The organism is Brucella sp. HL-2 (genome assembly GCF_025846885.2).
Lineage (GTDB): Bacteria > Pseudomonadota > Alphaproteobacteria > Rhizobiales > Rhizobiaceae > Brucella > Brucella quorumnocens.
Genome location: NZ_JAOYTK010000012.1, coordinates 107,702 through 121,401 on the forward strand (window position 1 = coordinate 107,702; position 13,700 = coordinate 121,401).

The window sequence follows — 13,700 nt, forward strand, 5'->3', positions numbered from 1 at the left end:
CTAACTTATGAGACCAATTTCACGCATTTTAGAGATCAACGCAGCATCAACTTCGCCGGTTACACGCAAGTTGAACAGCTTCTGGAATTCGCGAATTGCATCCTGTGTGGATTTACCGGGCACACCGTCAACGCTCACCATTTCATTACCAAAGGCTTTCAGACCGGCCTGCACGCGAACGATGTCCTGTGAGGAAATCTTAGCTTGCTGTTGCACAGCCGGCGTGACCGCCATCTGCTTCTTTTCTTGTGCTGGCTTGCGTTCCAGCGAAGCAAGATCCGGCGCGCGTTTGGCGGTTGCATCGACTTTCATAACTGCAGGCTCAGGACGGGGTGACGGTACGGCCAGGTCGATAACCTTGGCCACATCATCCTCATTTGCCATCTGAGTTGCACTATTTTGCGCCGGAACACCGACCTTCTTCTGGAGAGCCTGCCAACGATCGATAGCCTCACGCGTCTGCGGCCCAGTGAAGCCATCAACTGCGCCTTGGTAGATACCGAGCGTCAGCAATCTTTGCTGCAGCCGTGCGATCTCAATATCGGCATTAGGCGCAAGTGCAGGCAGCATTTCATCGATAGAGCCAGTCACTTGCAGGCGATCCGGAGACAGTTCTGCGGCTTCGGTCTGTGGTTGCGACGGGGTCGACTCAGGCGTGTCTGTACCTACAGTATTCGTTGGTGTCTCTTCGGTTTTAGTTACAGCAGCCGTTCCGGGCAGAACTGCACGCGGTGTCGCCTTGAAGACGAAGTCCGCCCGCGTTTTAAAGAAGACGGCATTATGTGCTTCCGGCTGATACCAGAGCGCATTGGCCGAAACAAAGCCCAATACTACGGCAAACGCAGTTGCGCCGCCGGTTAAGACGGGATTACGTACAATGAAATCGCCAGCGAAAATCGCCAGCGCGGAAGCCGAGCTGAAAAAGAATTTGAGCAGGCGGCGACCGAGACTATGCTGTTTTGCGGGTTTGCGCATCGATCCGCTCTGGGCTTTGTTCCCGGACTTCGTCTTTCTGCCACTCATTATTCCGTTCTCCCTGGTGACGGTGCATATCAATCACCGTGCCAAGTTGCTGTTGATCTTCTGCTCCCAAAGATTCCTGTTCGTACAGTTTTTGCGGACCGGCCACTGGCAAGTGAACGGTTACGACCGTTCCTTCGCCGACACAGCTTTTAATTTGCATTGTGCCCTGGTGCAGTTCCACCAGGCCCTTGACCACTGACAGGCCAAGACCAGTTCCCTCTTGCGCGCGTGTATAATTATTGTCGGCCCGCACGAATGGCGATCCAATGCGCTGCATGTCTTCTGGATCGATACCAATACCAGTATCGGAAACGACGATTTCGAGTTGAGGCCGGCCACCGACAATCACACGGGACGCATCGATTGTGACGCAACCGCCTGGTTCCGTGAATTTTACCGCATTGGCTGTGAGATTGAGCAAAACCTGCTGCACTGCACGACGGTCCGCGACCACTTCTCCCGTAGTCGCATTTACGCGATGGCAAAGAGCGAGGCCCTTCTTTTCAGCCTGTGGGAGCATGACCGCGGCACACATTTCAGCCGCATCGCGGAAATTGAAGCTCTGCGGTTCAATGCAATAAGTGCCGGTTTCAAGCCGCGAGTTATCAAGAACCGAGTTCACCAGTTCGAGCAGATAATGGCCCGACTTATGAATAAGGCCTGCATATTCGCGCTGCTTTTCATTCTGCAGCTGACAGCCCATTTCATGCGACAACATATCTGAGAAGCCGATGATTGAGTTCAGCGGCGTGCGCAGTTCATGACTTACCGTTGCCAGTAGACGGCCTTTGCCGATGCGTTCGGCTTCAAGTTGCGCCTTCAGCGTATTGATTTCGTCGATGAGCTTCTGTTCACCCTCAAGCGAGCGCCCAACGAGTATAATGACGCCATTGCTAGCTACGCCTTCCATGCGGAAAGTGAGGAAAACCGGTTTGCCATTTTCAAGCGTACGCAGGCGTATATCCGCCGGGCGCGTAGAACGCCCCGAACGCAAGTCTGCAAGAAGTGAAAGATATTCTACCCGATCAGCGACATGAACGCGGTCGATGAATGCCACGCCTTCGCACATCTTAGGTTCGACGCCGAGAAGTGCAGCCGACTGTGCGTCAATTTCGGAAATGATACCCTCAAAATCCATTGAGAGCTGAACATCGCCTTTTGACACCACTGGCTTTTGCTGATTGAGCGGCTTCGAGACAACAGCACTTTTGATTGTGAAGCTGCGAGCAACGAGGCTCGCCATATAAAGCATCACGACGATCAGCGAGGCCAGTGATCCACCCGCAACTGCAATACTGCTTGTCAGTGCTAAAACGCTGAGAACCAAGCCTGCAGCCGCAACAGCTGCGGACGTTGCCAAAGGCTTGCGGCTTACAAACCAGACCTCAAGAGGCAATGCTGCTGCCATCACCCAAAGAGCAATATTGCTGGTATTCGCAAACGCACCTATCGCGGCAAGAGCCGCTCCATAGATTGCAAAGTTCAGTGTACCAAGAACACCGGCGCTTAAGCCCATAAGGCTCAACGAACAGAAAATCATCGCCGCACCGGCAAAACTGGCGGCGAGCACAGCAAACGCTGCAAAATCAGTCGTAACGCCCGATGCAAGCACTGCTGCAAACAGGAGAACAGGAACGAGCATAAACGAACCGACGACACGAATCGTCAAAGCATCTGACTGCTCGGCCCAGCGCTGGCAAAAACGTTCGTGAAAACGCGCAAGCGCCTGCACCTGCGTGCCTACGGTCTGTGCTACGTTTAAAAGAATGGCGTTCAACTTGCCTTACTCACTCAATACTCGCGTGGCATGTCCATCAGGGATCTGCCTGTTGACGCTAGAATTGCAGGTGAGGCTTTAAAGAAACGATAAAGCGAGAGCATGTTGAGCGTCTCTATGCAGAATCTGACAGATCAGAGCCCGAGTTTTTCCGCTATGGTAAACAGATGGTGGATATCGACACATTGAGAAGTGCCAACAAAACACCTCGAACAGGCTCTAGAGCGCCGTGCACCCATTTGGGCGCACAAAGGTCGCTCTAACACCAAGGCGCTGAGATGCTGACGCATCACGCCTTGAAAAGGTTCAATCGCCACACGGGCTTAACCAATATCCCATGAGTCCCACTCATCGGATATTGTTATAACACTTTAAAATGAGAGCATAATTTTACCTTAAACTGATCCAAGTTTAAGGAATTATGCTCTAACGACTTGGTTACGGAATCTTTTCAAATTGAGAGGACAATGATCCCACCAATCCCGGCCAACACCCCCCGAGCGTAATGATCCGTTTTCTCATCAAATCCGTAATCTGGCTGTCGCTGGCATTCATGGTAATGCCGCACTTCTTTCCTGCGGACGAAAAAACCCCACCTCAAAAGGCTCCAGTTCAGGCCAAAGGCGAGCCCGACTCCGTTGATCAGCTATTGGCCAATGGCAAAACAGCATTGGAAATCGGCAAGCTCTGCGTAAACAACCCATCATTCTGTGAAAACGGAACATCAATCCTTTCGAACGCCGCAAGCGGAATGCTCCAACGTAGTGGCGGCATACTCGAATATCTGAGTGATCGTTTCGGCGCGAAACAACAAGCGCCTCTACCGGATGAGCCTATTATCGCAAAGAACGAGCTGCCAGCGGAGCCGACACAAAGCCCATCACACGTTGTTCCGATTCCCACGCCGCGTTCAGTGGCACTGCGCACGCTTAAAGCGGTTCCAGCTAAGATCGAATCGTCGGAACCGCTCTAACTATCTATTCTTACGCATTATCCAACCGGCGCAATTCCCACAAAGACTAACGGTTTTCCGTGACGTTTGCGGCTTTTATCACTATATAGGCCGCATATACCAAATGGATTTCGGGCAAGTATCATGACTACCACCATCGACAGCATCATCTCCGACTTCGAATTTCTCGACGATTGGGAAGACCGCTATCGTTATGTGATTGATCTGGGTAAGGAATTGCCAGCCTATCCAGACGACGCCCGCGATGCAGTGCACAAAGTGCAGGGCTGCGTCAGCCAGGTGTGGCTCAAAACCATTCCGCATGAAGGCAACGATCCGGTTATCGAATTTCTTGGTGATTCCGATGCACATATCGTGCGGGGTCTGGTCGCTATTGTGCTGGCTTTCTATTCGGGCCGTAAGGCCTCAGAAATCGTTTCGTCTGATCCAGAAGAAGTGCTCAAAAAACTCGGGCTTGATGAGCACCTCACACCGCAGCGCTCAAATGGTCTGCGTTCCATGGTTGCGCGTATCCGTCGTGATGCCGAAGCGCTGAAAGTTTCAGCCTAGAGCGCCGTGCGCGCCCTTGGGCACACAAAGGTCGCTCTAACACTTTATATTTACAGCATAATTTTACCTTAAACTGATTCAAGTTTAAAGAATTATGCTGTAGAGCATGTCGCGCTCAAATGGGTTCATTTAACTGCGACATGCTTTAGCAACTGCTCTACTAAAAGTGCTGCGGACAACAACTGCCTGTCGGTTCCATTGCGTGCTGTCATCATCAGACCGACCGGCATTCCCGTAACTGGTAGGGGTAGTGTTATGCTACAAAGATCGAACTGATTGGCAATTTGCGTATTTCGCAACAAAAGCCCCTCAACGCGATCATATTCCGCAGCACCCTCGCTGACCGATGCAATTGTGGGCGCGACAATCGGCGTTGTCGGCGTCACAAAAAAATCGATACCAGCGAGCCGCTGATCCACTTCAGATACGAGCCTTGTTCTCGTATGCATCAACGCCGCGAAGTCCTCATCGGAGACGTTCAACCGCTTTGAAAGCGTATGCTTTACCCTGTCATCGACATTCGCATCTGGGTCTTTGAGCCATGTTTCGGCATGAATACGACTGGCCGCGATGCCAACGATCGAACCGATGCGCGTCGCATCGCGTAGTTGAAGAATGAGATCATCCAATTCCAGTTCAACGATCGGCAGACCAGCTGCAACCAGAACTGAAATTGCGGAATCGAACGCAGCCGCCACCTCCGGCACCAACTCTGACAAAAGTAGCCCTTTTGGCAATCCTATAGTCAGACCGCTTAATGATGCTGCCTCTGGCAGAATGGGCGCTTCACCAGCCATTACAGCATCTGCAAGAATGCAGTCGGCAACAGTCTTTGCCAAAGGTCCGATTGAATCAAGAGCGGGCGTGAGCGGAAAAGCACCATCCAAGGGAATGCGGCGCGCGGTGGGCTTAAAACCGACCAAGCCGTTCAGAGCCGCAGGGATGCGAATGGAGCCTCCTGTATCGGAACCGATGGCAATCTCGCTGGTGCCTTCAGCTCCAGAAACCGCAGCTCCTGAGGAGGAGCCGCCGGGGACTCTATTTGAATCAATCGCATTACCCGGCACGCCGTAATGCGGGTTTAATCCAACCGCGGTAAATGCAAATTCGGTCATATGCGTTTTGCCGACAATGACGGCGCCAGCATCTTTCAATCTCTGCACGACGACTGCATCGCACTGCGCATGCAAAGCCGATTTGCGAATGACGGAACCCGCTAATGTCGGCTCCCCTTTCACATCGAACAAATCCTTGATCGAAACAATTCGACCATCGAGTGGACCGCGCGAGCACCCTTCTTGCAGGCGTTTGTCTGAAGCATCGGCCTCAGCACGTGCTTCATTCGCATAGACCGTGCCGAACACCTGTTCGTCGCCCGCACGCGCCTCCAGCTTTGACAGAACTCGTTCCAGATTTTGCCGACTGCTTTGCATTCTCACCCCCGTATTTGACTGCTTTTTATTTAAACTTTCGGTCAGGTCAATGCAGTCAATCCGCGCATCTTATCCGAAAACCGTTTCACACTTTTCGGGATGCGTTCCGATTCAACCCTGGCCAGGATGGGCAGTTGGTCGATAATCACTCGCTCCCCAATGCAGAACCGTGGGAGATGGACGCTCTTTTCCTTGCGGATTGTAATGTCTATGCAGCATTGCAAGCCCCATCTTGAGCAGCATTTTTCCTGACCTCACCGGCCATTGACGTTCGCGCTCGACAGTCTCAAGACCTTTGAGAAAACAACACACATCGATCAGGACGCCGCTTAATTCAGGTCCAACTGCTTCCAATGCGCGCTCTACCCGCATCCGACTTGCAAGCGCAATATCGGTGAGTTCGGCCATTCCGCCTGAGCCCGACCGCGTTGAGTTGCTAATGCCGACATCCCATCGAGCCGAAATCGATGGCATCATGGAACCACGGGTAAAATCGGAGCGCAACCGTTCGCCTGCCCGAAACTCATCGTCAGAAATGAAAGTCTCGCCATCGCTATTGCGGAGACGATAGAGCTTAGCCAAAGGGGATTCAGACGGATTGATTTCAATCCTCTCCCCATGTTCAAATTCGACGGTCTCTGTCTTGCGCGCAGTTTTTAAGCTTTTACTCGCTGTCCTACGGGTAGCCCCAGAGATCACCAAGCGTTGCCCTTCGCACTTTAGGATGCCGCGCTTCTGCATCGCCTCGAGTTCCACACGCGTTGCAGCGATCGTACCCTGTTCTCCCACAAGCAGGACGTGCGTATCACGTACAGAGTCCTGAACATCACATCCGCCTTGCTTCAAAAAGCGAAGGATTCTTGCTTCGGTGGTTGAAAACACTTCACTCATGCCGCCATTCTCCAAGCCGAGAATCCCAAACTGACTACCTTTTCCAGCGTGGAAACAATAGCATTGTAACCTTCATCATCACGCCTGTCCTCGACCAGATGGCAGGCATACATGACTGTGGTACGATCCCGTGCAAACCCGACCGCAACTTCGCTCATCACCATTCCGAACGACGTGTGTGCGAGATACATCCCCAACTGCCTGACTTGTGCGACTTCCCGTCTGCATCGCAAGGGCGAGCGCAGTTCTGCACCGCTAACAGAAAAATATGCGGACAACAGATCGATCAGTGCATCACAAAGTTCCACGCTTTTTTCCTGTCGCCTCCGCCCCAACGCACGACCAGAATTATCGATCTTGAGCGCTCGTCCGTGTCGCGTTGCGATCACGTTTAGAACCTCAAGAGCCTCAGCCCGGGTATGGATGATATCTGTTAGTTCCAAAGACATTCATCTTTCCTCACCGTAATAGGAATATCTTCTTATAATGAGGAAATTGCAAGCGTGGATAAGTTTTTTACAACGCGCAAATGAACGCATATTCACCGAAAACAAATAAAATAGGAATCTTATCCAACAGAACCAAATATGAGTGATCCTGTCACCCGAACCAGAAACAAACTGATGAGGGTCAAAATGATGGAAGTTGCACTGAAAGAAGCGAGCAGGAATTTTCTAACTGCTCGAAAAGAAGAACGCATGTGCGCAATGCAGCGTGTAGCACTTCAAATAATTGCTGGGATTGATATGGATAAGCTGCTAGGCGCACCGGACGCAGAGCGGGCGCAGGCACAAACCAAGCTCAGTCGGCTGATTGAACGTGAACGTCTAAGAGGCGTCAACAGTCACTGGAGCTATGATCTCAACCGCCACATCGCCTTAAAGCAGGCATTTGATCGTCTTGGCGGGGGACATATACGGCGAATACCGGCAAAATAACCAAACTTAAAATAATGGCCCGAAACGCATGTAGAAAATTCCATGCTTTCCGGGCCAATATTAAAGCGTTCCCAACAAAAGTGCGATGCGGGTTTGCTCAGGATAATACGTAACAACAAATACATAGAGCGATTCCAACGATTCAGTCTCAATTGGAGCCGCTCTAAAATATGATCACTGCGATATCGAAAGCGCAGCTTCACACTTCAGCAAGATTCTTATTACGCGTCCTTAGGCTTACGGCCCAAGCCCATCTTCTTAGCAAGACGCGAACGGGCTGCTGCGTAGTTAGGGGCAACCATTGGGTAGTTAGGATCAAGGTCCCACTTTTCACGGTACTGTTCAGGAGTCATGCTATAGTGGGTCATCAAGTGACGCTTAAGCGACTTGAACTTCTTACCGTCTTCCAGGCAGATAATGTAATCGTCAGTAACCGACTTCTTCGGATTAACGGCTGGCTTCGGCTTTTCCACAACGACCGGAGCTTCTTCACGCTCAACGTGACGCTTGAAAGCAGAATGCACTTCCGAAATCAGGAGAGGCAGTTCGCTTGCACGAATGGAGTTGTTTCCGACATAAGCAGCAACAACATCAGCAGTAAGGCTGAGAAGCAACTCTGCGCTTTCGTCGAAGATTTCAGGGTTTTCCATTATTTTTCCTTTTTTTGTCTTTGCTTTGGCTCAAGCAGACTGCGACTCTCAGAACCGATTGCCGTCTACACGAAATTCTTATGCCCTGCCCAACTCATTCCGCGATGCAAATAACAATGAATAGTGCCATTTGCAATAGAATTGTCAAACCACATTACATTAACAGAATCGAATTCTTCTTGGATGTGTAAATACAGTGTACTTAAACACAAAACGTCAAGCGCTATTCAAACTAGCCAAACGCATTCGGCGCTGTTGTCAGCTCTGTCGTATATTCTCGAAGATGGGGGGATTAGCATCTCTTTTCCGCCGCTTCCTTAATTTGTAGCTCACACATAAGCAATAGATTTTTTCCGCCAAGTCTATTTACCACTGCCACTGCAACCACAATTTATTGATTGCGACCTTGAATAAGGAGTCGGGCAGCAAAAAGGCATAACTAAAATATATTTCACTCAGATCAGCTCGCATTTGGCTTATCCACCAACTATATAATTGCCACGAACCACAGAGCACATGCCGGCATTCAGATGCACAAGCAATTTAGTAGTGTGTTGAAGAGTTTATGCCCAATTTGCACTGTGCGTCTGTCCAATCCATACGGCTTCGCACAAGAGAGGAGATATAAATGTCTAACTCTGCCGATCAATCCCGCACACTGAGGGTCATAAAGACTGATGCGGAATGGCGCGAGCAGCTTACGCCGATCCAGTACCAGATCACCCGTCAGCACGGCACTGAACGTGCGTTCTCCAGTCCGAACTTCGACAGTTCCCTACACGGTACTTACCGCTGCGTTTGCTGTGATCGCCCGCTGTATAAATCGGAAGCGAAATACGAATCCGGGACTGGCTGGCCGAGCTTCTATCAGCCAATCGAGCCAGGTGCCGTGGCGGCCTTTGAAGATCATTCCTATGGTATGAACCGCACCGAAATTCGCTGCTCCGACTGCGACGCCCATCTGGGGCATGTTTTCCCGGACGGCCCAGCGCCAACTGGTCTTCGCTATTGCATGAACGGAAACGCACTGATCTTCGATCAAGAATAATAACTTAGCTCTTACAGTCCGAACCTTCGCACAGTTCGGACTGATTTCATTTGCTTCTTACTGGATTTTACATGCCGCACGACACCAATTCTCCTCAGCCACCCAAAGCACCAAAGCATCCAGCGAAGGATAACCGTCACGGCATCTCCCGCACCGATGACTATGCATGGCTCCGCGCTGACAACTGGCAGGAAGTCTTCAAAGACCCTTCTGTTCTGGCGCCCGAAATTCGCGATCATCTGGACGCAGAAAATGCCTATCAGACTGCTTTGATGCAGGACACGGATGCGCTTCAGAAAGAACTTTTCGCCGAGATGCGCGGACGCATCAAGGAAGACGATTCATCCATTCCGTCAAAGGATGGCCCTTTCGCTTACGGCGTCTCTTATCGGACTGGCGGCGAACAGCCCTATTTCATTCGGACACCACGCGATGGCGGCGATGAAACCATTCTGCTTGATGGCGACAAGGAAGCAGAAGACAAAGCCTATTTCCGCCTCGCATCTGCGGACCATTCTCCCGATCACAATCGTTTGATCTGGGGATATGACGACAAGGGGTCAGAGTTCTACAAGCTCAAGGTACGTGATCTCGACAGCATGTCAGATCTTGAAGACATTCTTACTGATACCAATGGCGGAGGCAGTTGGGATGCTGGCAGCAAAGGTTTCTTCTATACTTTGCTGGATGAAAATCACAGACCGTCAAAGGTCTTCTACCATGAGATCGGGACGGCACAGACGCAGGACAAGCTGATCTTTGAGGAAAAGGATCCCGGTTTCTTCCTTGGCGTCGGAGGCTCTGCGCTCGATGACTTCATCTTCATCGATATTCATGATCACGAGACTTCGGAATGCTGGTCGTTGCCTGCCAACGATCCATCTGCAAAACCGCAGCTGATCATGGCCCGCAAAACGGGCGTCGAATACGATATCGCGCCCGGTGGCGATGAGTTTTTCATTCTGACCAATATCGATGGCGCCAAAGATTTCAAAATCATGCGCGCACCTGCATCGGCACCACAGCAGGAAAACTGGGAAGAAGTCGTCGCCGAAGTACCGGGACGGCTGATCCTTTCGCATTCTGCCTATGAGCGACATCTGGTCTGGATGGAGCGTGACAATGGCCTGCCACGCATCGTTATCCGTGATCGTGAAACCGGCGAGCAACACGCCATAGCATTCGATGAAGAAGCCTATTCGCTCGGCCTGCATGGCAGTGCGGAATACGATACGGATGTCATTCGTTTCTCCTATTCTTCGATGACAACGCCTGAACAGCTGTTTGATTACAATATGGACACGCGTGAACGCGCGTTGCTCAAAACGCAGGAAGTGCCTTCCGGCCACAATATTGAAGACTATGTAACACGGCGTATCCTTGCGCCTGCGGTTGACGGCGAACTGGTTCCCGTTTCGTTGATTTATCATAAGGACACACAGCTTGACGGCTCTGCACCATGCCTGCTCTATGGCTACGGTTCTTACGGCATCACCATTCCGGCGAGCTTCAGCACATCACGGCTTTCACTTGTTGATCGTGGCTTCATTTATGCCATTGCGCATATTCGCGGCGGCAAAGACAAAGGTTTTGCGTGGTACGAAAACGGCAAGCGTGAAAAGAAGACCAACACGTTCACAGATTTCATCGCCGCAGCAGAGCATCTCGTCAAAGAAGGCTTCACCAGCCATGATCGCATCGTTGCTCATGGCGGCTCGGCGGGTGGGATGCTGATGGGCGCAATCGCCAACATGGCACCGGAAGCCTTTGGCGGCATCATCGCGGAAGTTCCATTCGTGGATGTGCTCAACACCATGCTCGATGATACGCTGCCGCTGACGCCGCCAGAATGGCCGGAATGGGGCAATCCGATCACCGCTGAGGCCGATTATCGTAACATTGCAGCCTATTCGCCTTACGATAATGTCAGCGCGCAGGCCTATCCACGCATTTTGGCAGTAGCTGGTCTGACCGATCCGCGCGTTACCTACTGGGAGCCAGCGAAATGGGTTGCCAAGCTGCGTGAACTCAAAACCGATGATCATCCGGTTCTCTTCCGCATCAATATGGATGCAGGACATGCCGGTGCATCAGGCCGCTTCTCTCGACTGGAAGAAGTCGCCTACACCTATGCATTTGCGCTGAAGGCAGTCGGAAAAGCTTAGCCTCTTATTATTAAGCTTCATGAAACTAAAAACTCCCGCCTGATGAAAATCCGGCGGGAGTTTTAGTTTTTATGTTCGACCAACAACTACGCGATGGGCGATAAGCCCAGCCCGCCGGCAGGCGTTCGCTTTTTAAGAGCACTGATCATAACCGCAAAAGCTATAACCGCGATCATGCAATCTGCCAGTGGGAAGGCGAACCAAATCGCTTTTCCACCCCAAACCGCTGTGAGTGTTGTGACAAAAGCAGGGAGCAGCACAAACGGTTTACTCAGTGTCAAAATCGCTGCCCGCGCTGGCTGACCAATTGCCTGAAAATAGAGCGCGAAAACCAAAACCGGCCCAATGAAGAGATAAACATAGGTCATCGGACGAATGATCTCTCCAACGGCATGGCTCACGGCAAGATCATCGACAAAGATCAGGCCTATGGAATTGCCCACCGACAGAACAACAATCTGGATGATGAGGCAATAAATGAATACTGTGGTAAGCGCGATGCGCAGCACGGTATCCGAGCGTTTATAAAGCCCCGCGCCAACATTATTACCAACAATGCTTTGCATGGCGAGCGCCACCGCCATCAAAGGCAGATAAGTGAAGCCAAAAATTCGCATCACAATGCCATAGGCCGCGACGTTCAAAGCGTAATCCATGCCTTCAGAAAGCCGGAGCGCGCAGATCACGAAGGCTGTGCTCAATGCAATGCCGATGAAGCTCAAGCTTAATGGGGTGCCTAGTCCGGCAATACGTGCCCAGCCCTCGACCCAAGAATTACGCCACAAAACATCCAGCGATATTGCACCTCGCCTGAATTGCCTGAAACCGAGCAGTAACAGCAAGCCGAGCGCCTGCGCAAAAGCCGTACCCAGCGCCGATCCCGCTATACCAAGTCCCATTTGCGCAATAAGGATATAGTTCAGCACAATGTTTGCGAGCGTCACCCCGACAGACATCACAGCGATCAGGCCAGCCCTACCCTCATTGCGCCATGCATCGGCATGAAGCCCAAGTATGAATTGCAGAGGCAAGGTAAGCATGGTGATCAGCAGAAAAAGATAAGCCATTTCTGCAAGCTGCACGTCTCCGTCCGCCATGCCATTGATCAACGGTCGTCCGACAAGAAAAAAGAGCACAATCAAAGCCAGAGCAATAACAAGTGCCAGACCATGAGCGCGGGCAAACGTTGCTGAAGCCTCTGCAATCCTGCTCCCACCCAATTGTCTTGCTATTTGGCTCGACATGCCTCCACTCACAAGCGTGGACATCGCGATTGTGAGCATGACGGCAGGAAACACCAGACTGACCGCAGCCATCGCACGAGCGCCAACAAAATGACCTAGAAAAACGGCATCAACAACGCTCAGCAAGCCGTTCATAACCATGATGAGTGTCATGGGCAGCACATTGGCCAAGAATACGCGCGCCGGAGAAGCATGCAAAAAACGATTATCGAGTGATTGTCCCGAAGGCATCACAGACTCCTCAAATCACATTTCAATTGCGATGGATGCCTGCATTACCACCAACGAAATGCTTCGAGGGTGAAACAATCAAATCGCCGAACTTCACCGAGACATCAGTCTGCAGGCGGCAGGTGCCGGAACCTGCCGTTGTCTAGTGACAAATATCCCCTTCTGTCAACAAATATGCCACGCAAAGAAAGATCAAGAATAGTTCGAGATACTAGAGCATAATTCCTTAAACTTGGATCAGTTTAAGGTAAAATTATGCTCTCATTTGAAAGTGTTAGAGCGACCTTTGTGCGCCCAAATGGGCGCACGGCGCTCTAATTCAGCGAACAATCATCTGAACTTGCACGAAAACTTGGGCTTAGAAAACTTCCCCAGATGCCGTATAATCACTTCAGTTACAGCGGTTCCAGTTAATATTGAATCGTCGGAACCGCTGTAACTATTTGTTTTTACGCATTTTCGAACGCAAAACCGGTTCCCACTTTTGCTGGAAATGCTTTAAATACCTTTGGATCAAGGGAGAACCCGATGTTGCGTCCCGGTATCGCCATTTCAATAGCTTTAGAGCGTGGGGCGATTATTTTGAATCGTTAAAGAGGGTGATATTTGTTGGCATTTCGCGCTTTTTAGATTGATGATTCATTGGGTCAGGAGGAAAGGCTATGTTCCAGCAAGCTTATTCACTTGATCTTCGCAAGCGTGTGACCCGCGCCATCGCTCAGGGCAAATCCTGTCGAGCAGCTGCCGAGCAGTTTGAAGTTTCGGCGGCTACTGCAAT

12 protein-coding genes are annotated in these 13,700 nt (G+C 51.1%); 5 read left to right on the forward strand and 7 right to left on the reverse strand.

The window, feature by feature from the left end:
* Both OIV19_RS14620 and OIV19_RS14625 read right to left on the reverse strand, forming a co-directional pair.
* Positions 1-975 (reverse strand): peptidoglycan-binding domain-containing protein, encoded by a 975-nt coding sequence (locus OIV19_RS14620; RefSeq protein ID WP_264232085.1) that lies wholly within the window; start codon positions 973-975, stop codon positions 1-3.
* Positions 950-2,800, reverse strand: coding sequence for a sensor histidine kinase (locus OIV19_RS14625; RefSeq protein WP_264232086.1), 1,851 nt, complete (start codon positions 2,798-2,800; stop codon positions 950-952). Before OIV19_RS14625 ends, OIV19_RS14620 begins: the two co-directional genes overlap by 26 nt.
* 505 nt (positions 2,801-3,305) lie before the next feature.
* On the opposite strand from OIV19_RS14625, the gene OIV19_RS14630 reads away from it, so the two are divergent.
* Together OIV19_RS14630 and OIV19_RS14635 are read left to right on the forward strand one after the other, a co-directional pair.
* The gene (locus OIV19_RS14630) at positions 3,306-3,773 is read left to right on the forward strand and encodes a hypothetical protein (RefSeq protein WP_151091400.1); all 468 of its coding nucleotides are present in this window, start codon (positions 3,306-3,308) and stop codon (positions 3,771-3,773) included.
* Between the two features lie 123 nt (positions 3,774-3,896).
* Positions 3,897-4,322, forward strand: coding sequence for a SufE family protein (locus OIV19_RS14635; protein ID WP_264232087.1), 426 nt, complete (start codon positions 3,897-3,899; stop codon positions 4,320-4,322).
* Positions 4,323-4,447: 125 nt separating this feature from the next.
* Here the strand turns inward: OIV19_RS14635 and OIV19_RS14640 are convergent, their stop codons facing one another.
* From OIV19_RS14640 to OIV19_RS14650, 3 genes are all read right to left on the reverse strand, one after another.
* Positions 4,448-5,755, reverse strand: a complete 1,308-nt coding sequence (locus tag OIV19_RS14640) for an amidase (RefSeq protein ID WP_264232088.1) — start codon at positions 5,753-5,755, stop codon at positions 4,448-4,450.
* A gap of 111 nt (positions 5,756-5,866) precedes the next feature.
* Complete coding sequence (locus OIV19_RS14645) at positions 5,867-6,646, reverse strand: DUF6456 domain-containing protein (RefSeq protein WP_264232089.1); 780 nt, start codon at positions 6,644-6,646, stop codon at positions 5,867-5,869.
* Positions 6,643-7,089, reverse strand: coding sequence for a helix-turn-helix domain-containing protein (locus tag OIV19_RS14650; protein ID WP_095447856.1), 447 nt, complete (start codon positions 7,087-7,089; stop codon positions 6,643-6,645). Before OIV19_RS14650 ends, OIV19_RS14645 begins: the two co-directional genes overlap by 4 nt.
* A 192-nt stretch (positions 7,090-7,281) precedes the next feature.
* Between OIV19_RS14650 and OIV19_RS14655 the strand changes: the two genes are divergently transcribed.
* Positions 7,282-7,584, forward strand: coding sequence for a cytoplasmic protein (locus OIV19_RS14655; RefSeq protein ID WP_264232090.1), 303 nt, complete (start codon positions 7,282-7,284; stop codon positions 7,582-7,584).
* Positions 7,585-7,805: 221 nt separating this feature from the next.
* On the opposite strand, the gene OIV19_RS14660 is transcribed toward OIV19_RS14655, so the two are convergent.
* Positions 7,806-8,234, reverse strand: coding sequence for a Ros/MucR family transcriptional regulator (locus OIV19_RS14660; RefSeq protein WP_024897256.1), 429 nt, complete (start codon positions 8,232-8,234; stop codon positions 7,806-7,808).
* Positions 8,235-8,862: 628 nt separating this feature from the next.
* Between OIV19_RS14660 and msrB the strand changes: the two genes are divergently transcribed.
* Positions 8,863-9,282, forward strand: a complete 420-nt coding sequence (msrB, locus tag OIV19_RS14665; protein WP_095446247.1) for a peptide-methionine (R)-S-oxide reductase MsrB — start codon at positions 8,863-8,865, stop codon at positions 9,280-9,282.
* A gap of 71 nt (positions 9,283-9,353) precedes the next feature.
* The gene (locus OIV19_RS14670) at positions 9,354-11,447 is read left to right on the forward strand and encodes a S9 family peptidase (protein WP_264232091.1); all 2,094 of its coding nucleotides are present in this window, start codon (positions 9,354-9,356) and stop codon (positions 11,445-11,447) included.
* An 86-nt stretch (positions 11,448-11,533) separates the two neighbouring features.
* Here the strand turns inward: OIV19_RS14670 and OIV19_RS14675 are convergent, their stop codons facing one another.
* Entirely contained in the window at positions 11,534-12,922 is a 1,389-nt protein-coding gene (locus tag OIV19_RS14675; protein ID WP_264232092.1) for an MATE family efflux transporter, read from the reverse strand.
* Positions 12,923-13,700: the final 778 nt, after the last annotated feature.

Bases quoted from the DNA above. Each gene is read 5' to 3' on its own strand.
- OIV19_RS14620 (WP_264232085.1), bottom strand. From the start codon at position 975: ATGCGCAAACCCGCAAAACAGCATAGTCTCGGTCGCCGCCTGCTCAAA.
- OIV19_RS14630 (WP_151091400.1), top strand. From the start codon at position 3,306: ATGATCCGTTTTCTCATCAAATCCGTAATCTGGCTGTCGCTGGCATTC.
- OIV19_RS14635 (WP_264232087.1), top strand. From the start codon at position 3,897: ATGACTACCACCATCGACAGCATCATCTCCGACTTCGAATTTCTCGAC.
- OIV19_RS14640 (WP_264232088.1), bottom strand. From the start codon at position 5,755: ATGCAAAGCAGTCGGCAAAATCTGGAACGAGTTCTGTCAAAGCTGGAG.
- OIV19_RS14645 (WP_264232089.1), bottom strand. From the start codon at position 6,646: ATGAGTGAAGTGTTTTCAACCACCGAAGCAAGAATCCTTCGCTTTTTG.
- OIV19_RS14655 (WP_264232090.1), top strand. From the start codon at position 7,282: ATGATGGAAGTTGCACTGAAAGAAGCGAGCAGGAATTTTCTAACTGCT.
- OIV19_RS14660 (WP_024897256.1), bottom strand. From the start codon at position 8,234: ATGGAAAACCCTGAAATCTTCGACGAAAGCGCAGAGTTGCTTCTCAGC.
- msrB (WP_095446247.1), top strand. From the start codon at position 8,863: ATGTCTAACTCTGCCGATCAATCCCGCACACTGAGGGTCATAAAGACT.
- OIV19_RS14670 (WP_264232091.1), top strand. From the start codon at position 9,354: ATGCCGCACGACACCAATTCTCCTCAGCCACCCAAAGCACCAAAGCAT.
- OIV19_RS14675 (WP_264232092.1), bottom strand. From the start codon at position 12,922: ATGCCTTCGGGACAATCACTCGATAATCGTTTTTTGCATGCTTCTCCG.